This window comes from Methanothermobacter thermautotrophicus str. Delta H (assembly GCF_000008645.1).
In the GTDB taxonomy this organism is placed as follows: domain Archaea; phylum Methanobacteriota; class Methanobacteria; order Methanobacteriales; family Methanothermobacteraceae; genus Methanothermobacter; species Methanothermobacter thermautotrophicus.
This window is the reverse complement of the sequence record NC_000916.1, coordinates 523,396-542,010: the sequence shown is the minus strand read 5'-3', so window position 1 is coordinate 542,010 and position 18,615 is coordinate 523,396. Positions and strand designations below refer to the sequence as shown.

Here is an 18,615-nt window from a genome sequence, read left to right as displayed (position 1 = left end):
TGATTCAGCTGATGCTGTCATCTTCTCATTGTACTCGGATACCGGGAATTCAGCATTTCAATCATTCATCGGGATGATCTTCAAGAACTCTATGGGGTATTCCATGTGCAAGTAACTCCACGGGACATCCGTAAGCATCATCAATGCATTTTAGGGCCTCCTCAACGGTTCCATGCACGAAAAGCCGGTGGTTGAGGCAGGCAACACTGTCCACATGCCGTGCCACTGTTCCTATGTCATGGGATACTATAACTATGGTCATTTCATCCCTCAGCTCATCGATTATCCTGTAGAATGAACCCCTGAATGCAGGGTCTACGCTTGCTGTTGGTTCATCAAGCAGCAGGAGGTCCGGTTCTCTTACAAGAGCCCTTGCAAGGAATACCCTCTGGAGTTCTCCGCCTGAGAGTTCGCCTATCTTCCGGTCCCTGTATTCCAGCATTCCAACCATTTTAAGGGCCCTGAGGGCCTTTTTCCTGTCATCATCTGTGGGTGCCTCGAATCTCCTGTAGGTTCCAATCAGAACGGTCTGGAGGATGTTGATGGGGAAGTCGGTTTCAAAGTGGCTCCTCTGGGGGAGGTAGCCAATCCTTGACCTTGAATCCTCTGGTTTCATTCCAAGAACCCTGACGGTTCCTCTGGTTGGTTTGATCTGCCCTGTTATGAGTCTGAGAAGGGTTGTTTTACCACCACCGTTTGGTCCGATAACTGCAAGGAGTTCCCCCATGGGCACCTTCAGGTTTATGTTCCTGAGTATCTCCCTACCATTGATGCAGTAGCTTAAATCCTCCATTTCAATGGCGAGCATGTTCATTTCCTCCTCAGAGCCTCTGCTATTGCTTCAATATTTTTCGTGTAGTTTCCACCAAGGGGGTCCACCACAACGACCTCTGCACCTATTTCACGGGCTATAAGCTCGGCGTTCTTTCTGCTGAACTGGGGTGATACCATTATGACCCTCACACCACCTTCTCTGGCATCCTGGATTATCATGGAGAGTGTTCCTGGCCCTGGTTCCTTCCCCTCTCTTTCAATCGCCACCTGTTTTAATCCGTATTGCCTGCAGAAGTAACCCCATGCTGGATGGTAAACCAGCATGCTCTCTCCTCTCCTTTTTTCAAGGGCCTTCCTGATCCTGAAGTCGAGGTCCATGAGCTTTTCAGTGTAGAGGCCTGCGTTTTCCTGGTAGTATCTGCTGCCGGTGGGGTCGATTTCCTGCAGGCCCCTCATGGTGTTGTTAACCATTATCATGGCGTTTCCTGGGGATGTCCATACGTGGGGGTCATAGGGGCTTTCGGCTGGATGATGGTCTTCTCCCTGGTTTGGGATTAATTCTATACCCCTTGAGGTGTTTATTATCCTCATCCGGGGGTTCATGCTCCTTATCTTGTTGAGGTAGTGGTTTTCGAACTCGATTCCTGATCCCACTATGAAGTAGGCCCTGGCCTCTGAAACCTTCCTGAGGGTTTCTGGTTCTGGCTCATAGGTGTGTGGGTCGGCCCCCTCGGGTACTAGGACAACCACCTCTGCACGGTCACCGGCGATGGCCTCCACGAATTCCTTCTGGGGCATTATGGTCACAGCGACTGTAATGTTATCTCCACTGCTCCAGGGTGATGTTGTGGATGTTATGAGGTACATGGCGGCCACCGATACGACGGTTATGACTGCAATTAGACCTGGCTTCCACCTCTCCATCCAACCACCCTGTTAAGTTATGTCAACGCAACCATATAATAATTGTTAATATAAACGATAAAATTTAATAAATTTTAACATAAAATATATAAACATTTATTAAGATAGGATCTTCCATGGTGGTTGTCAGTGTTTCACTCGGTGAAAAGCTCCTGGAGGAGATAGACGCCCTGAGGGATGAGCTGGGATTCTCGGGAAGGTCAGACGTAATAAGGGTAGCTGCAAGGATGCTTATCGATGAGAAAAGGAATCTTCACGAATTAAATGGTGAAATAAATGCTGTGCTATTCCTCATACACCCGAGAAGGGTGGAGGACCTGGTCACCAAAATAAAGCATGACTATGAGGACATAATAGGCACCCAGCTCCACAGCCACCTCAAGGATGGAAACTGCCTCGAGCTCTTCATAATTGAGGGCGAATCCATGAGGGTCAGGGAACTTGCAGAGAGATTCCTTGCCTGCGGTAAAATGAAACACATAAAGCTTGTTACCTTCTGATGTCCGGATTATTCAGCTTTTTTGAGCATCTAAATATTTCACAGATATTTTTTCTGATCTAAAGGAGGATTTTCAGGGCCGGTATTCATGGCTGAATCCGGCGTCATAGAGTTTCGATGGTTTGAAGTCTCCTGGTTCAAGCACACTCCCCACAATGATCATGGCTGTCTTACTTATACCGGCAGCCCTCACCCTTTCAGCTATATCCGACAGTGTGCCCCTCACAACCTCTTCATCCGGCCAGGATGCCCTCTTAACAACGGCCACAGGGGTATCCGGCGGGTAGTGGGTCATGAGTTTTTCTGCAACATCCTCTATCATATGAACACCCAGGAAGATGCACATGGTTGACCCGTGGACTGCAAGCTCCTCAAGATCCTCACCTGGAGGTACCGGTGTCCTTCCAGCGGGCCTTGTTATTATGACAGTCTGGGAGACCTCAGGGAGGGTCAGCTCAGTGTTCAGTGTGGCTGCAGCTGCAAAGACAGAACTCACACCCGGTATGATGGTGTAGGGTATGCTGTTTTTCTCGAGAACCCTTATCTGTTCCTTTATGGCTCCGTAGATTGAGGGGTCACCGGTGTGAACCCTTGCAACGGTCTTACCTGCCCTGCAGGCCTCCACCATTATATCTGTTATCTCCTCCAGGTTCATGTGTGCGCTGTTGTGGACCTCCGCATCTTCAGGCGCATATTCAAGTATATCCCTGTTTACAAGTGAACCTGCGTATATTACAACATCAGCCCCTCTGAGGGCGCGCACAGCTTTCAGTGTTATGAGTTCAGGGTCTCCTGGCCCTGCCCCCATGAATATGACACTTCCTGTTTTATTATCTCGAGTTTCCTTTCCACTCAGATTATCATCCCCTGATTATCTTTTTTCCGGGGCCCATCATTTTTATGGCCCTGAGGGGCATTCCCTCATGCACTTCTCACAGGCACCGCAGGAGAATGGGTCAACCTCTGCGGTCACACCCCTCCTTATCGTCCCCCTGGATAACCTCACGAGGGGGCAAACATCCATGCAGATGAATCCGCATTCAGCTCCCCTGCAGACCTCGGGATCAACCTCTGCATGGGCACCCGGCACCCCTGCGGCCCTCTTGAAGGCCTCCCTTGTGAGGTAACCTGCCACATGTAGATGTGTATCCCCGAAGCGTGGATCCACCTCCATGGATGCCAGGCAGGGGTAATTATGGAATTTTTCACCTGCAGCCACGTCCACCTCATCCAGGGGGACCCCCCTTATGTTCTCTGCAACATAGAAGGTGGAGCCGCAGGGTGCGCTTCTTTTAACCTTCACCGACACCACCCTTTCATTCCCCTCCATTTCAACTTCAGGTTTACCGAACCTGGATGCGAAGGCATCGATGTGGGGGTTCCCGACGGGTTCAAGGGAACAGAAGGGTGTGGGGAAGATCGCACAATCCACCAGGGAGTCTATCTCTGATCTCAGACCATCAGGTAGCTGGCCAGGGGCATGTGATTCCACTATGATACCTCCTGACCCTGATTCAGCTGCTATCTCAGCTGCAACAAGGTTCAGGTCACCCCCAAGTCCAGCTGCAACGGTTAGATCTGCATCAGGGGTCCTGGCCGGGAGGAGGGATGATGGGTCATCGAGGAAATCCCCGCCCTCCCCTGTGTAGTCGAAGACGGCCACAATCTGTGGGGCGAGGCCGTGAACTGCCATGGTGTTAACTACCCTGGCACCGTAATTCCCTGCGGTTACCATTATGATCCTCATCATGATACCTCTACCTGTAGAAGAGGAGATAGGCCACGACCATGAGGATCAGTGCCAGGACCACGCCGGTTATTGCCATGTTTCTGTCGCTTCCAAAGATTATGGGTATGGGGCCTATCATGACAACCCCGGCAGCCTTCACCTCACCCTTATCCTTTGACTGGGAGCCAGCTGTTATGGCCCCTCCGATGAAGGTTAAAAGTATACCCGCTACTATCAGAATTACTCCAGCTGGTATGAGAACTTCTCCTCTCATCTTATCCTCCACAGCATTATCTGTGGGAGGTTGTATTTATTGCTGATGTCTTTATGCCCACCTTTCAACCTATCTCGGTCTTCAGTGAATGGAATCCGGTATTCATATTCTCCTTCATGTCTTCTTTTGAGCAGTTCCATTTCCACCATCGTATTGGGGATTCAGTCAGCAGGGATTCCTGTGAGGTTTTCTCTTTCATCAGCGGAATTTCCAGTCAGTCCCTGCAAGCATATGGTGTATCCCGAAGCAGGATAGTATTCTATCCTCTGCATCCGCCGCAACCACGGGTATCTCAATTTCACCTTATCCTTGAGGCCTCACGGGTGACGTTCTCCACTTCATCTTCAGAACTAGGCAGAGGACTCTCAGCTCATTTCTGAGGAAAAAATATTCCTTTTCTAATGTTTAAAGCGTCTCTGCTGATCATAAGACCTCCAATGTCTTCAATGAACTCCCTGGACTCATCGAACCTGTAATATCCTCCACAGAATACGATTATGCTGTACATGGATCCATGAGTTGTTCATACTTTTATTTAAATTTTTCTCATGAATTGGTGGGTGCTGCAGTTCACCTGGCCTATCTGTTTGTGCCTCATCAGTTCTGACATAGGCGAGAGGTGTCATTTAAGTAGATCCAATCAGCATCTTGAGATCAGAATAGCAGAGTGTCATGTGCAAAATAAAAAAGAAATTGAATTGATGAGTTAAAAATCAGGGCTTAACGTATTCAAGGGATACGCATTCCCAGGGCTGGGTTTCGGTGTTAATGGTGGCGTAGAGTTCCATATCAGGGTTCCTGAAGAGGTCCTCACAGCTGAAATCGAGGTCATCCGACACCTTTACAGGGTATATGCGGCCCCGGTTGCTCCTTACAATTATTTCTCTTTCCCTGCTTATACCTATCACGAGCTGTTTTATTTCATCTGTCACTTTAAATCCTCCACTATAACGGTATGGTGAATCACCTGGATAAAGGGTTCATGTAGCGGCGCTTCATCTTCTGTTTAGCCTTTGTTAGTCAGCTTCATTTTTGTACTGAAAGGCGGTATTCGTTCACCCCGTTCCTGCTTCTTACATCCAGAAGCTCCATTTCCACCATCTCATGGAGGAGCCCCCCATCCACTCCAATTTCATCTTCAGCTGTCCAGGATGCTTCACCTGCAAGCTGGTCGTAGACATCCATGATGGACTCAATCATTTCTCTGGTTTCATCATCGGCATCGAGGCCCTCCACTTCACCCTTTATTCTGCGGGCTGTTTCAGTAAGGGAATCCTCATCGCAGCGGGGGATTATGCAGAGAACCCTGACCTCGTTTCTCAGGAAATACTGACCGCGGTGTACACTGAATGTGTCCCTCTGTATTATGATACCGCCTGCATCCTCAATGAACTCTTCAAGTTCATGGAAGTTGTGGGGTCCTCCAGTGAAGACCACGAGGGAGTACATGTTACACTCTATGTAGATCAACCTATAATACACCAGCGTTAGTAATATTTATATAATAAAATTTATTAATAATTTCCATGGATTCAGAAGGTGTTGTGACAGCAGATGCAGTAACCTGGCTCTTCTTCACACTTCTGCTGGCATCAGTGATGGTATCTATTGCCGGTGCAAGGCTTGAAGGTGTTTACTCAGATGAGAGGCTCCTTGAGATGAGAATACTCCTGGAAGATGTTGCAGAGGCTGTTAACCTTGCCACTGCAGGCGGACCGGGTCATGAGGTGGTGGTGGAACTGCCAGAGCGCCTCAACCACACTGATGACTACAGTGTGCTGGTCAACTCAAGCGGGGTCTATGGCTGGGCAGACGGCCAGAGGGCATTCTCCACTATTTACCCGGTGGTTGTTGCTGATGGTTATGGCAGGACACCCGGGGTTTACCTTGAACCCGGTGGGAGGTACTCCATCAGGAACACGCCCAGGAATAACAGGACGGTTATCATGGTCTCAGAAGCGAGCTGAGGAGGGTGTCACGTGCATGCTTTCAGATGGAATGATCCAGGGCCCGGCAGGGTCAGGCTGCAGCAGAGTATATGATGCTGGCTGGCATCTCATTGATCCTCGCGGTCCTTTTTGCCGGACAGATACAGTTCCAGCTTGAACTGATGGAGGCACACTCAGCTGCAAGGACCGGGGCATCTGAGGGTGCCTTCACCGACACCATCGCTGTGTACCCGGCTGTCACCTTTGATGATTACCAGTCCCGGAAGCCGGAACTCCTTGAACCATCCAGTGTGAGGGTTGTGAGGGTTGAACTGATTGAAGATGGCTACAGCAGCACCTATGGGAGGAGAAAATTCCGTTTAAGGGCGTGGCTGTCGGGTCCACCCATGAAACCATCCCTGAGGGAGTCCATCTCTGACCGTGTTAACTTCTGCATCAGGAGATCCATCTCAAGGACCTTCGGCACAGAGAACCTCACAAACACCTACCATAACCCTGCCTTTTCAGATCACTATGTGTTCACAACATCAGAGACCATCTGGGTGTAGTGAGATGACTGAATAGGATATAAGGGGCCAGTAACTGAGAGGACAAAATCTAAAGGGATATAAGTGGTCAGTAACATAATTACTCTGTAATACTCCTCACCGGGGTTGCGGCTTATGATAACCGGTCACAGGGTTACTGGGGTGTATTGATGACCAAGACAAAGAAGGAAAAGCTGGATGATGTTCTATCTGCATTTATGCAGGTGGGTCAGATAAGGGCTGCGGGTATTGTTTCAAAGGAGGGGCTGCTCATAAATGCAAGGACACCTCCGGATGTTGATGCAAGAATATTCTCAGCCCTCTGTTCAACGATAATGGGTGCTGCAGAGGCAGCTTCAGGTCAGATGAACACAGGAACTGTTTCTGAGATAACCGTGAGGACCGAGAAGGGGATAATCATACTCAAACCTGCAGGGGAGAAGGCTATATTCACGGCCCTGGCAGAACCAGAGGCCCAGCTCGGGCTTCTGCTATTTGAGATGGATTCACGTGCAGCACAGGTGGATGAAATCCTCAGGGAGATGTGAACATGAATAAGACATACATTCCGAAGCTCGACGACCTTCTGGGCGGCGGAGTGAAGGAGGGAGCCTCCATCATGTTCTCAGCATCCCCGGGTGTTGACTATGAGGCATTCGGTTACCAGATGCTAAACGGCCGCCTGGATGAGGGGACCAGAGGTTTCATATTCACAAATGTTGAGGAACCTGAGAGTATAATATATGAATTCAGATCCTATGGCTGGGATATAGAGTCACATATTGAAAATGGCAACCTTTTCTTTGTAGATGGTAGCTCACCGTTCCTTGGGATGCCATCAGATCAGCGTTATACTGTTAATGACTACTCCGAGATAAAGGATGTTGTTCTTAATGCCATAAATGATATACCCGGCGGTGTTGGGATAATAAACAATCTTTCAGTCATTATAGACTACCTTGGCAACGGTGACACCCTTGAGATAGTTGAAGCATGGAACAGAAGGGCCTCTGAACTGGATGTGAACCTCGTCTACCTCTTCACTGAATGGGACTATGAACCTGAACTCATTGATAAGCTCAGGGAGAGCATGGACTGTGTCGTGAATCTCAGGACGATCGAGGAGAGGGTCATAATAGGTCAGGGCTTCATGGTGGCCAATTCAGCCTGGTCAGAACCCCCATCAACCATGGTACTCTTCTTTGTTGTTCAGCCCGGAGGCGTTAAGGTCTATGTACCGAAGATACTTGTAACAGGCCCCTACAACTCCGGGAAATCAAGTTTCGTCAGGGCAATAGCCACGAAGTCGGTCTCGGTGGACAGGAAGGCCCTTTCGGCATTCCCCACAACCATTGCAATGGACATAGGTCACCTTGAATATAAGGGCTTCATGGCGGATATTTTCGGGACTCCCGGTCAGGAGAGATTTGACATGATACTTGATGTGCTCTCAAGGGAGGCTGTTGGCGCATTCATACTCCTTGATTCAACTGCACCCGAGACCTTCGCAAGGGCCAAGGAGATGATAAGGAAGACAAGGGCCGAAGCTATACCCAAGGTCGTTGTTGCGAACAAGCAGGACCTCCCTGGAGCCCTTTCACCTGAGGAGATAAGGGAAATGATGAAACTTGGAGCGGATGTCCCCATAGTACCCGCCTCGGTGACGGAGGGGTGGGGTGTAAGGGATGCCCTCGACACGCTCCTCGGACTTCTATACGGTGGTTGAATGATTGTCAGAATTCCTTCTGGAATAAGGGGCCTCGATGAACTCATGGGCGGCGCTTCCATACCTGAAAACACTGTTACCATGGTTTACGGTCCACCGAAGGTCGGTAAATCAATATTCGCCTATGGGTTTGCAGCCGGCGGGGCTGAGATGGATGAACCGTGCCTCTACATATCTGCAGATTATGGATTATCCGACCTGAAAAGGAATATGGCTGTACTTGGCATGGACCCTGAATCATACCTGCAGAAGGAACTCCTCTATGTGATAGACGCCATATCCAGCATATCAGGTCCTTCAGGTGATGAGGGCAGCACATACTTCTCCTCATCGGTCCACAACCCCACAGATATTATGGTGAAACTCGGGGTTGCCATAAGGAACATCACGAACCGTTACAGCATGTTCAGGTCGGTCCTTGACTCCCTCACAACCCTCATGGCCTTCAATGATGAGATGCTAATAGTCCGTGTTCTTACAGCATACATAATGAGGATCAAGGAAGCCGGTGGAACAGCTGTGGTAACCTACACCGAGGGTTCGGCTGATCCGAAGGTGGAGACCATGCTCAAGGCAGTTGTTGATAACATAATACACCTCGATGGATCCGAACTTACAGTTGAGGCGATGGTGGGGACAGGCAGGGTCAGCGCCCCCTATACCATAGACGATTCAGGCATTAAGGTGGTCCACGAGGGATAACATGAGCGAAAACTACAGCACAGGTATAGCGGGTCTTGACGCTGTTCTCGGCAAACCTGAGCCAGGGTACCTCATGCTGTTAACAGGCCCCCCAAAGGTTGGTAAGACAGTACTTGCAACAGAGTTCACCTACCGGGCCCTTCAGAGACGGAACCCCTGCCTCTTCATAGCGGCTGAATACGGTTACAGGGATCTTCAGAGGAACACCATGGCATTCAACTGGTTCATCCAGTCCCTCGCAGATAAACTTCATGTAATAGACCTCCCCACAGGTCTTGCAGGGGGTAAACCCCGGGACTCTGGAAACGTGAGGTACTCGGCCATCCAGAACACAACGGACCTCATGGTGAAGGTGGGGATATCGACGAGGAGCCTCTACCAGGAGGAGGGCACCATGATATCCGTGTTTGACTCAGCATCCATTCTACTGGCATTCAACCCCCCAAAACTTGTTCTAAGGGTTCTGAAGGCCTACAATGACCGTGTGAGGGATGCGGGGGGCATCGCCCTCGTGACATATACAGCAGGTGTTGCTGATGAGGATATAGAGGAGGAGATACCCGGCCTCTTTGATGTGCACATCCAGATGGATGGATCAGTGATATCTGCTGTAATGGATGGTGAAAGGACGGAGGCACCCTACATGATAACGGATCAGGGCATTAAAGTGGGCTGATAACATGAAGGGCAATAACTCATTGCTTGTATCCGAGGATAACGGATCAGGGCATTAAAGTGGGCTGATAACATGAAGGGCAATTGGCCCATCTTTATAATCACTCATATCAGAAAATACTGGGGTATTCTGTTCCCGGGTATTTAAATCTGGAGCTATTACGTCTTCCGGAAATAGGTATTTAAATCTGGACCGAAATAATACTATTATAAAATCTCCGGGGCTATGATGATGATATTTGCTGTTCTGGGAATCTTTGATTTTCTCAGGGGTGAAGATGAGGGCGAATCACTTGAGAAGTATCTCCGAAAACTTGAAGATCTTCTTGAGGAGGAATTTGACACCCTTGTAAGGATAGCAGGATTCTACGCCGAGGAGGGTGATACTCGCGAGGCCCTTGATTACCTTGAAAGGGCCTACAGGGTGGCCTCTGAAATGAATGACGAGGAACTCATGGCCTTTGCCCTTGACTCCATGGGTGACGTCTACCTCAGCGATAGAAAGGTTAAGACCGCCATGGAATACTTCATGGAGGCCCTCAGAATCTACACATCAGTTAACTCACCTCTAAGGGCTGATCTAAGGGAGAAGATCAAGGAGGTTGAGAAGATCAGGGAGGCCATGGATATAGCCAGCATCAACAGGCTCCGGGAGGAGTCTGAATCCGGGATGCCGGAGGTTGACCTTGAGGTCATTGAGCCCCTGCTTAACAGGCTGGTTGACAGTGTCCAGTCCCTAACACTCTATGAGGCAGGTTCCTATGAGGATTCAATCTCACAGATAATGGAGGCCTACCAGATTGCCAGGGATATAGGTGACACATCCACTGAGGCATCACTCCAGCTACTCCTTGGCCTCTATTCCCTTAAAAATGAGGACTTTGATGAGTCCCGGAGATACCTTAAAAAGGCTGAGGCGCTCTTCAGGAAAACAAATAATGAGCTTGGCCTCGCAGTAGCCCTGGTCCTCCTCGGGACCCTTGACTTCATAAGGAATAATGCTGATGGTGTTGCATCCAGTTTCAGGGCCGCAGTTGAGATACTCCAGAAACTCGATGAAAAGGAACTGGAGTCAGTTACCCTTGAACTTCTGAACACATTATACAGTTTTTAGGGGCTCTGGTGTTAGAAGGGATCAAGTGGGAGTATAAATGCCAGGAGGACTCCAAGGAACCCGAAGAACATTCCTATGGACCACACTATCATGACAACCTTCTTCTCGGTCATTGGCCTTCTCAGTATCCACCTTATAAGTGAGTTGAAGCCCTCAGGGGGTGCTATGAGTTTACCATCCTCTGCAATTTCTGTGGGCCTGTGTTTGTGCCTCTCAACGACACCGGCACTGTAGAATTTCAGAATCCCATCTATGATATTCGGTAGCAGGACTATGAGGGCTATTATCTTGACCCTGCCTATGAATGCAACCGATGCTATGCAGGCACCTATTATCAGTGTTCCAACATCACCAGGGAACACCCTTGATGGGTACCTGTTGTACATGAGGAATGCCAGGAGGGCCCCCAGCATGGCCATGGTTATTATTGAGACATCATACTTGCCCATTATTATACATGAGGCTGTGAGGGCCGTCATTGCAATTGACCCGAGCCCTGATTCGATACCATTCAGTCCCGCCAGCATGTTGGTCAGGTTTGAAGCTATTGAAACGGCTACCGGCATCATGATCATGTAGAGTATCCCGACCTTCGGAGGGGCAACCCAGATTATTGGAAGACCCGCAAGGAAGAGCAGGAAGAGTTTTTCACGTGACGAGAGCCTCACAAGGTCGTCCACCATTCCAACAATGCCGACCAGGAGTATGACAAGGAGGGTCACCATGAGCTCGTACTGGAGTTCAGGGAAGCAGTACATACCTATGAACATCCCTATGGTGAAGCCGAAGAGTATCCCGATACCACCCATCTCAGCCACTATGGGCTTTGAGATTTTGTGTATGTCATTACCGACCACATTGGCCTCCTTCAGCTTATTTATGAGGCGTGGCATCACCGTGTAGGTGGATGTGAAGGCTATTATGCAGCATATCAGTGACACGAGCAGCACAGATGAATATTCAAGGGTAAGTTTTAGAACCATAGAATCACCATAAACATAATCTGGCACAGAATTTAAAGGTTATACTTTTCATTAACACCCTCTGGTTTATACATTTTTGGTTTCATCAGCCGTTCTTTGGAGGATCATAACCGGGGTAATCCATCTTAACGTAACCTTTACTATTTAATCAGCCGTTCTTCAGAATGTAGTAAACTGTTCGGAGGGGTATCCCAAGGTCCTTTGAGATCTTCCTTGCGGGCATACCATTCCTGGCCATCTCACGGACCCTGAGACGGGTGTTCCTATCATACTTCCTCTTCTTACCCCTTTTGAGTTTAATGTCACCCTTGAGGTAGTATACCGTTTTGAGGGGTATGTTTGTAATCCCGGAAATCTGCTTTGGAGTTTTACCCTCCTTCAGGAGGCTCTGAACCAGCTTAACATCATTATCTGTGTACTTCCGCGGCCTTCCAATTCTCTTCACGGGACTCACATTAACTCCAAGTTCCTCAAGGGCGTCAAGGTACCTCCTTGAGGTCCGGTGATAGAGACTTATTGGGCAGGTGATCTCCTTGAGGTCGGGGTTCTTCTCAAGGAGTTCTATTATCCTCCTTGAGGTCAGCGGCTGATTCACGTGAATTTTCTCTGCCATGGGATCAATCACCTTTTATGAGATTTAGGAACATCTTTGCACGGTCCGTTGAGGGCTTACCCAGGTTCTCTATGTTCCTCTTCTCCTCAACAACCTCCTCCACCCTGACATGGAAGATCTCAGCGCAGGTTTCAATGTCAGCTTCACCCTCCATGTGGAGCACAGCGGCACCGAAGGCGAGTGGGTTCGGTTTCATATGGAGTCCCTTCATCTTATCCTCGATCTCAAACTTCTTAAGAAGAACATCCCCGAGTTTATCGATGTAGACCATTCCCCCCTCCCAGCATGTGTTGAGAAGATCCACAGCGTCCCTGCTGAGCTCATCGAAGGTCCTCACCTGGCTCCTGTCAAGGACCGGCCGCAGGTTCGGGAAGGGCCCTGCGTGCTTTGACCTTCTGTCCAGTGATGTGCCCAGGTAGTATAGGGCAACGTCCCATAGGACGAGGTTCACAGGGACGTCCCTGAAGAGTTCCCTCTTAACCTCCTCCATCACCTCAAGGTCCTCCCTGAGTTCCCGGTTTAACCTCCCCCCGGAGTCACCGAGACCTGCCTCATGAAGTAGATCATGCATCTTCTGCACCCTGACCTCCTGCAGTTCATCCTCTGAGAGCCTCAGATCAGGTGAATAGGTCCTGGCCTCGAAGAGTATCCTCCTGTATCTCTTCACAGCATCATAGTCCCGCAGCTTCTCACTGTAGACCCTCTCCTTTATATCCATTATTATGTCATGTGAGAGGCCGGCGTATCCAAGGGCAAGGGCTGTCCTTGTGTAGCGATCGTTTATTATGCTGGATTTCTTCCTGTGGAACTGTATCAGTTCTATCCTCACGTTTGGACCGTACCTCTGCCTCAGCATCCTCTCATAGTCGTTATCGTCACTGTCAATGGTTATGCGCCTTCTTATCCACCTCCCATCCTCAAGGACCTTTATCACGAGGGTGGCTGATCTCACGGCCCCCTTCTTCTCGTTCTTGAAGAGCCTCATTATCTTCTTGAAGGCCTTCCTGGCCCAGAGGCTCAGCTCTGACATCTTGACCATGTAGTCACCTGAGAGGGGGAGGTGGGGTATTATTTCAGGCCGGCAGATGGCAGATCCGCTGAATTCAATCTCCATCCTACCCGAGCCACATGGGCACATCACACCATCCAGGATGTCCTGGTATTCAACCTCAGAAAGCCGGAGGGACCTTGAGCAGTCAGGGCACTGCAGGAGGGCGTACTCCTCAAGGTTCCCGAGGGCTATCCTGTGGGATGATATGGCGGAGTTCACCCTGTCAAGGAGGTTCTTCTTTGTAGAGGCCTTCATCCGGAAGTACTGGGCGTGCCTTTTAATATCATGGACGTCCTCAGCGATTTCAGGGGAGTACTGACTGCTGTACCCTGATATTGACCTGAAGGGATACTTGAATCCCCGCAGCTCCATGGCCTCCTTGAGATCCTGAAGTTCCTCGAGGTTCCCCCGCAGGTATGTGTACAGGTCAATGAATCCTTCCACGGACTTTAAATCATCCAGCGAAACCTTCCTGTCCTTTATGCTCTCAAGGAACCTCTCTGACCTTGCAATGAGACCTGATTCATTCATTTATCATTCTCCAGACACAGGGTACAGGGCCTTCCACTCACCTTATCCTTTCACCGACTTCGGCGTCCCCGGGGTCGAGTATGTTGAGGGATTCTCCTGTTGCAAGTACCATGCCCTCTGACTTCACACCGAAGAGTTTCGCGGGTTTGAGGTTCACAAGCACTGTAATCTTCCTCTCAACAAGATCTTCGGGGCTGTATTTCTCTGCAAGTCCTGCAACAACCTGCATCTCCCTCTCACCCACATCTATTATGAGCTTCAGGAGCTTGTCTGATCCCTCTATTCGCTCGGCTGATCTTATCACGCCAACCCTTATGTCCATAGTTGTAAAGTCGTCGATTGTCACGGTTTCCACTTCATCATCCTCCTCAATGAGTTTTGCTTTCTCCTCCTCAATTGCCTCGTCAGTTATCTTGGAGAAGAGGGGCTTCGCCCTCTCTATCACCTGTCCCTCCCTGAGTTCATGGAATCCCCAGGCTTCATCCTCCAGGTTCATGATGGAGAGTATCCTGCCTGCTGCTGATGGCATGAATGGCCTCAAGAGTTTCCCGAGGTTGGCTGCCAGGAGATTGCAGAGGTGGAGGCAGGTTGAGGCCCTGGCGGGTGACTCCTTAACGGCCTTCCAGGGTTCCTGGTCATTGAAGTACTTGTTACCCCTCTTGGCAAGTTTGATTATGTGCATCAGGGCATCCCTGAACTGGAATTTGTCCAGGAGTTCAGCGACGGTGTCGTGGGCGGCCCTGATTGATTCAAGGAATTCCAGGTCCTCAGCTGTAAGTTCACCTGCAGCCGGGACCCTCCCGTCAAAGAACCTACCTGTGAATGAGAAGGTCCTGTGCAGGAAGTTCCCGAGGACATCGGCCAGTTCATCGTTAACCCTCCTCTGGAAGTCGTCCCATGAGAAGTCAGTGTCCCTGGTGAGGGGTGCGTTGACGGTGAGGTAGTACCTGAGAAGGTCCCTGTCAAACCTTTCAAGGAAGTCTGATGTCCAGACCACCCAGTTTTTACTGGTGGACATCTTCTGGCCCTCAAGTGACAGGTACTCCCCGGCTATTATGTTCGCGGGGGTCCTGCAGCCATACGCCATCAGGAGGGCTGGCCAGAATATGGCGTGGTGGTATATTATGTCCTTTCCGATGAAGTGGATGGCGCCGGAGTCCCAGTATTCTCTCCAGTCCCTCCCGGTTTTTTTGCTCCAGGCGGCTGCAGATGAGATGTAGCCAAGGAAGGCCTCACCCCACACGTATATGATCTTACCCTCGTTCCCCTCCAGTGGTACCTGGACACCCCATTCCATGTCCCTTGTGAGTATCCAGTCCTTCAGGCCCTCGCGGAGCCACTGGATGGCGTAATTTCTCACATTTGATGGCATCTCTGAGCCCTCGATCCACTCCCTGATTTCATCCTGGAACTGGTTCAGGCGGAAGAAGTAGTGCCGGGAGTCCCTGACCTCTGGTTCTGACCCGCATACCATACAGCGCGGATCCTCAAGCTGGAGCGGCTCAAGGTGCCTTCCACAGCCCTCGCAGTGGTCTCCACGCGCACCCTCACTTCCACAGTAGGGGCAGGTGCCCTCAACGTACCTGTCAGGGAGGAATCGCTGGCAGTCCCCACAGTAGAGCTGTTTTATGTCCTTCTCATATATGAAGCCCTTCTCGTAGAGTTTAAGGAAGAATTTCTGGGCTATCTCGTGGTGGAGCTCATCTGTGGTCCTGGTGAAACTGTCAAAGGATATGTCACACCTCTCAAGGTCCCCCCTTATCATTTCATGGTAGCGGGTGGCGACCTCCAGGGGGGTCCTGCCCTCGGCCTCTGCCTTCACGGCTATGGGAGTTCCGTGTTCATCGGTGGCACAGACGAAGAGGACATCATCGCCCCTGAGTCTCCGGTACCTCGCATATATGTCTGCAGGTATGTAGGTTGACCTCAGATGACCGAGATGCGTGGGGCCGTTGGCATATGGAAGTGCGCAGGTGATAAATACTTTACTCAACTCAAACTCCTCCTTGAATCATGAACCAGATCAGAATAAGACGGGTCGATTTAAGGCAATTAAATCCAGTTTAATTTACGGTTTACTTCTATATAAATTTATTTGAGTCCATGTCTTGCGGTCATAATCACGGCAACACGCCGCTGAGGTACTGGATTCAGGGAAACCACAACCTCAAGGCCAGATCAGCATGCCCAAAACTGCGGTTCGATGTGATGGAACACTTCGATACCTTTATGGGTCAACCGGTATAAGATTTAAACATGGTATCTTCACTCTTCATAAACCCCTTCTCAGAGGATGCCAGGGAAATCGTGAGGAAATACGGATCACTGGACACCATAGACGATACAAGGGATGAGCTCCTTGAGATAGGGAGGCGCACACGCGGACAGAACCTTGCAGACAATTCACTCCTCCCGGCCAGCATCGCTGAACTTGCAGTTAAACGCCTCGAATGGTACCTCAGGAGACAGAGAAAGGACTTCAACCACAGAGACTACGCCTACCTTATGAACCCTGAGATTGAGGAGTACGATGTGCTGGCCTTCTATATCCTTGCCCAGGCAGCAGGCGCTGGATTCATGAAGGCCTCAAGGGAGGCGAGGCTGGTGGTTGAGTCTGCAGGGGCCATGGTGGAGGACCGCCTCAACGTCTTTGGGGGTGAAAGGGAGGAGATCATGGCTGAGGTTCTCTATGAACTGGGTTCAGAGGGCCTCAGGTGGACGGAGCTGGCCGACCTCCTCGGTTCAGGGAAACTGAAGCTCACAGACCTCATCCTCAAGGAGGGGAGGGTCATAATAGACAGGGACGAATTCATAACCAGCTTCCAGGACAGTATAAGGGACCGGAGTCCTGACAGGCTCTACGACATCCTCGTAGGTCTTGAGGTCAGGGAGACGATGATATCCCGCATGATAATGCAGAGGACAGAGGAGTACATAGGGATGGTCAGGGAGATGAGTTCAACGGTGGAGGTCCACCCCCTCATACTTGAAACAGCAGAAAGGATAAGGGAGACCGTTGAGGAGATAATGTCATTCACAGGAGGCCCTGTTAAATCTGCAAGACCCGGTAAGCTTGTCCAGGAGGCCTTCCCGCCATGCATAAGGGGGACACTGGATGGGGTTAGGTCCGGCAACAGGAACGACGCCATAGTACTCCTTCTAACGTCATTCATATCCTATGCACGCCTCTACCCATCGGTCTTCAGGGACAGGACCCCCATGAAGGTCTCTGACCTTGACCCCGACCTCAGGATAACCCTGGGGGAGATACTGCCAGTGATCTATGATGCCGCAGATAGATGCGAACCACCCCTCTTTGAGGACGATCCACAGGAGAAACTGAACATAACTGCAAAGCTGGGCTTCGGTGTCCACGACATGCCTGAACTGGAAAATGAGGGCGAAAGCAAATGGTATACGCCCATGAGCTGTGAGAAGATCAAAATACACCTCCCGGACCTCTGCAGACCTGATAAACTCTGCAGCAGCATCTCCAATCCTCTGACCTACTACAACAGGAAGAGGTGGAAGCTCAGATCAAGCGGGGAGAAGGAGGAATGATGCCCATGTTCGAACCGGCAACACCCCTTGAGAGGAAGAGGTACTACCGTGAGGAGTGGAATGTCAGGGACCTTCCTGACTTCATAGCTGATAACCTCCATATGAGGGAATTCGGGTTCGACCACAATGGCAGGGGACCCAGTGACAGGTACAGGGTCTTCAGGGATGAGAGGAGTCTGGCAAGGTTCATGAGGGTCCGTTACCCATTCGCAGCATACTCCTCGGTGGCGTTCTACAGGGAACCCTGGAAGAGGAAGGGGTGGCAGCGGTCCGAACTCATATTCGATGTTGATGCCAAGGACCTCCCTGTGAGATCATGTGAGTGTGACGGTGTATGCCCCACATGCCTTGATGAGGCAAGGGAACTGGTCCTCATGATGGTTGACACCCTGAAGGGGGACCTGGGCCTGGGCGACATCCATGTCATATACTCAGGGAGGGGCTACCATGTTAGGGTCCTCGACCCCGAGGTCATGGAGCTCGGCTCGGAGGTGAGGGCTGAGATACTGCGGTACACCGCAGGTGCAAGGGAGCCGCGGAGGAAGTTTACCGATGGGGTATCATCCTATGAAATGGAGCACTTCTCCATACCACTGGGATATCACAGGGTATTCACTGAGAGGGCAAGGCATGTGCTTCTTCACCTGAGGGGTGATGAGGATATCGAGGATGTCACTGCAAGGACAGTTAAGACTGCAGTCAGGAACAGGAACCTCATCCTTGAGGACAGGTGGGGGGAGTTCAGGTCAGTGATCGGTCCCAGGGTTTACCCGAGACTTGTTAAGGGGATATCGAAGATTAACATGAGGATGCTTGATGCCAAGGTGACCATTGACCTCAAGAGGATACTGAGACTCCCAACATCACTGCACTCAAAGGTCAGCATGATCTGCATGGAAGTTAAAAATCCTGAGACCTTTGACCCCCTTAAGAGCGCTGTCCCCAGGTTTGTGGATGAGAGGGAATAGCCTTTCCGGGTTAGT

At 50.3% G+C, this 18,615-nt stretch carries 23 protein-coding genes; 10 read left to right on the top strand and 13 right to left on the bottom strand.

The genetic code is table 11. The annotated features are described in order from the left end of the window. Positions 1 to 61: 61 nt before the first annotated feature. Together MTH_RS02810 and MTH_RS02805 are read right to left on the bottom strand one after the other, a co-directional pair. Positions 62 to 814: a metal ABC transporter ATP-binding protein gene (locus tag MTH_RS02810; protein WP_010876244.1), complete on the bottom strand. Its 753-nt coding sequence runs from the start codon at positions 812 to 814 to the stop codon at positions 62 to 64. Further along, the gene (locus MTH_RS02805) at positions 811 to 1,698 is read right to left on the bottom strand and encodes a metal ABC transporter solute-binding protein, Zn/Mn family (RefSeq protein ID WP_010876243.1); all 888 of its coding nucleotides are present in this window, start codon (positions 1,696 to 1,698) and stop codon (positions 811 to 813) included. The genes MTH_RS02810 and MTH_RS02805 overlap by 4 nt, the downstream gene beginning before the upstream one ends. Before the next feature lie 116 nt (positions 1,699 to 1,814). Here MTH_RS02805 and MTH_RS02800 point away from each other — a divergent pair, with 116 nt between their 5' ends. Further along, positions 1,815 to 2,198: a CopG family ribbon-helix-helix protein gene (locus tag MTH_RS02800; protein ID WP_010876242.1), complete on the top strand. Its 384-nt coding sequence runs from the start codon at positions 1,815 to 1,817 to the stop codon at positions 2,196 to 2,198. Between the two features lie 72 nt (positions 2,199 to 2,270). Here the strand turns inward: MTH_RS02800 and cobM are convergent, their stop codons facing one another. The 7 genes from cobM to MTH_RS02775 form a co-directional block, all read right to left on the bottom strand. Next, complete coding sequence (cobM, locus tag MTH_RS02795) at positions 2,271 to 3,005, bottom strand: precorrin-4 C(11)-methyltransferase (RefSeq protein ID WP_010876241.1); 735 nt, start codon at positions 3,003 to 3,005, stop codon at positions 2,271 to 2,273. A 90-nt stretch (positions 3,006 to 3,095) separates the two neighbouring features. Further along, entirely contained in the window at positions 3,096 to 3,944 is an 849-nt protein-coding gene (locus MTH_RS02790; protein WP_048061232.1) for a DUF166 domain-containing protein, read from the bottom strand. Positions 3,945 to 3,954: 10 nt separating this feature from the next. Further along, entirely contained in the window at positions 3,955 to 4,200 is a 246-nt protein-coding gene (locus MTH_RS02785) for a TIGR00304 family membrane protein (RefSeq protein ID WP_048060854.1), read from the bottom strand. Next, entirely contained in the window at positions 4,197 to 4,340 is a 144-nt protein-coding gene (locus MTH_RS09755) for a hypothetical protein (protein ID WP_158296329.1), read from the bottom strand. The genes MTH_RS02785 and MTH_RS09755 overlap by 4 nt, the downstream gene beginning before the upstream one ends. Positions 4,341 to 4,570: 230 nt before the next feature. After that, entirely contained in the window at positions 4,571 to 4,708 is a 138-nt protein-coding gene (locus MTH_RS09750) for a hypothetical protein (protein WP_158296328.1), read from the bottom strand. A gap of 205 nt (positions 4,709 to 4,913) precedes the next feature. Further along, the gene (locus MTH_RS02780; RefSeq protein WP_010876238.1) at positions 4,914 to 5,132 is read right to left on the bottom strand and encodes a hypothetical protein; all 219 of its coding nucleotides are present in this window, start codon (positions 5,130 to 5,132) and stop codon (positions 4,914 to 4,916) included. Positions 5,133 to 5,226: 94 nt separating this feature from the next. Then, on the bottom strand, positions 5,227 to 5,670 hold the full coding sequence (locus tag MTH_RS02775; protein ID WP_143485750.1) for a methyl-coenzyme M reductase family protein: 444 nt from the start codon (positions 5,668 to 5,670) through the stop codon (positions 5,227 to 5,229). A gap of 56 nt (positions 5,671 to 5,726) precedes the next feature. Between MTH_RS02775 and MTH_RS02770 the strand changes: the two genes are divergently transcribed. The 7 genes from MTH_RS02770 to MTH_RS02740 all read left to right on the top strand — a co-directional run bounded on the left by MTH_RS02770 (position 5,727) and on the right by MTH_RS02740 (position 10,893). Continuing rightward, positions 5,727 to 6,167: a hypothetical protein gene (locus MTH_RS02770; RefSeq protein ID WP_010876236.1), complete on the top strand. Its 441-nt coding sequence runs from the start codon at positions 5,727 to 5,729 to the stop codon at positions 6,165 to 6,167. A gap of 74 nt (positions 6,168 to 6,241) precedes the next feature. Next, positions 6,242 to 6,697: a hypothetical protein gene (locus MTH_RS02765; protein ID WP_193330367.1), complete on the top strand. Its 456-nt coding sequence runs from the start codon at positions 6,242 to 6,244 to the stop codon at positions 6,695 to 6,697. A 149-nt stretch (positions 6,698 to 6,846) separates the two neighbouring features. Then, a complete protein-coding gene (locus MTH_RS02760) occupies positions 6,847 to 7,224 on the top strand; it encodes a roadblock/LC7 domain-containing protein (protein ID WP_048060853.1) in 378 nt (125 codons plus the stop codon). Positions 7,225 to 7,226: 2 nt separating this feature from the next. Beyond that, on the top strand, positions 7,227 to 8,402 hold the full coding sequence (locus MTH_RS02755) for an ATPase domain-containing protein (RefSeq protein WP_048060852.1): 1,176 nt from the start codon (positions 7,227 to 7,229) through the stop codon (positions 8,400 to 8,402). Beyond that, entirely contained in the window at positions 8,403 to 9,104 is a 702-nt protein-coding gene (locus tag MTH_RS02750; RefSeq protein ID WP_010876232.1) for an RAD55 family ATPase, read from the top strand. Position 9,105: 1 nt separating this feature from the next. Then, positions 9,106 to 9,780, top strand: a complete 675-nt coding sequence (locus tag MTH_RS02745; RefSeq protein WP_010876231.1) for an RAD55 family ATPase — start codon at positions 9,106 to 9,108, stop codon at positions 9,778 to 9,780. A gap of 228 nt (positions 9,781 to 10,008) precedes the next feature. After that, positions 10,009 to 10,893 carry a tetratricopeptide repeat protein gene (locus MTH_RS02740; RefSeq protein ID WP_238374235.1) on the top strand — a complete coding sequence of 295 codons (885 nt, stop codon included), beginning with the start codon at positions 10,009 to 10,011 and terminating at the stop codon, positions 10,891 to 10,893. An 11-nt stretch (positions 10,894 to 10,904) separates the two neighbouring features. Here MTH_RS02740 and MTH_RS02735 read toward each other — a convergent pair whose 3' ends face one another. The 4 genes from MTH_RS02735 to metG all read right to left on the bottom strand — a co-directional run bounded on the left by MTH_RS02735 (position 10,905) and on the right by metG (position 16,064). Beyond that, a complete protein-coding gene (locus tag MTH_RS02735) occupies positions 10,905 to 11,876 on the bottom strand; it encodes an MraY family glycosyltransferase (RefSeq protein ID WP_048060851.1) in 972 nt (323 codons plus the stop codon). 148 nt (positions 11,877 to 12,024) lie between these two features. Then, a complete protein-coding gene (locus MTH_RS02730; protein WP_048060850.1) occupies positions 12,025 to 12,489 on the bottom strand; it encodes a DUF1699 family protein in 465 nt (154 codons plus the stop codon). A 4-nt stretch (positions 12,490 to 12,493) separates the two neighbouring features. Beyond that, entirely contained in the window at positions 12,494 to 14,071 is a 1,578-nt protein-coding gene (locus MTH_RS02725; RefSeq protein ID WP_010876227.1) for a DUF530 domain-containing protein, read from the bottom strand. A gap of 37 nt (positions 14,072 to 14,108) precedes the next feature. After that, positions 14,109 to 16,064 (bottom strand): methionine--tRNA ligase, encoded by a 1,956-nt coding sequence (gene metG / locus MTH_RS02720; protein WP_010876226.1) that lies wholly within the window; start codon positions 16,062 to 16,064, stop codon positions 14,109 to 14,111. 263 nt (positions 16,065 to 16,327) lie between these two features. On the opposite strand from metG, the gene priL reads away from it, so the two are divergent. Both priL and priS read left to right on the top strand, forming a co-directional pair. Beyond that, entirely contained in the window at positions 16,328 to 17,632 is a 1,305-nt protein-coding gene (gene priL / locus MTH_RS02715; RefSeq protein ID WP_010876225.1) for a DNA primase large subunit PriL, read from the top strand. Positions 17,633 to 17,637: 5 nt separating this feature from the next. After that, positions 17,638 to 18,600 (top strand): DNA primase catalytic subunit PriS, encoded by a 963-nt coding sequence (gene priS / locus MTH_RS02710; RefSeq protein ID WP_048061231.1) that lies wholly within the window; start codon positions 17,638 to 17,640, stop codon positions 18,598 to 18,600. The last annotated feature ends 15 nt before the right edge of the window (positions 18,601 to 18,615 follow it).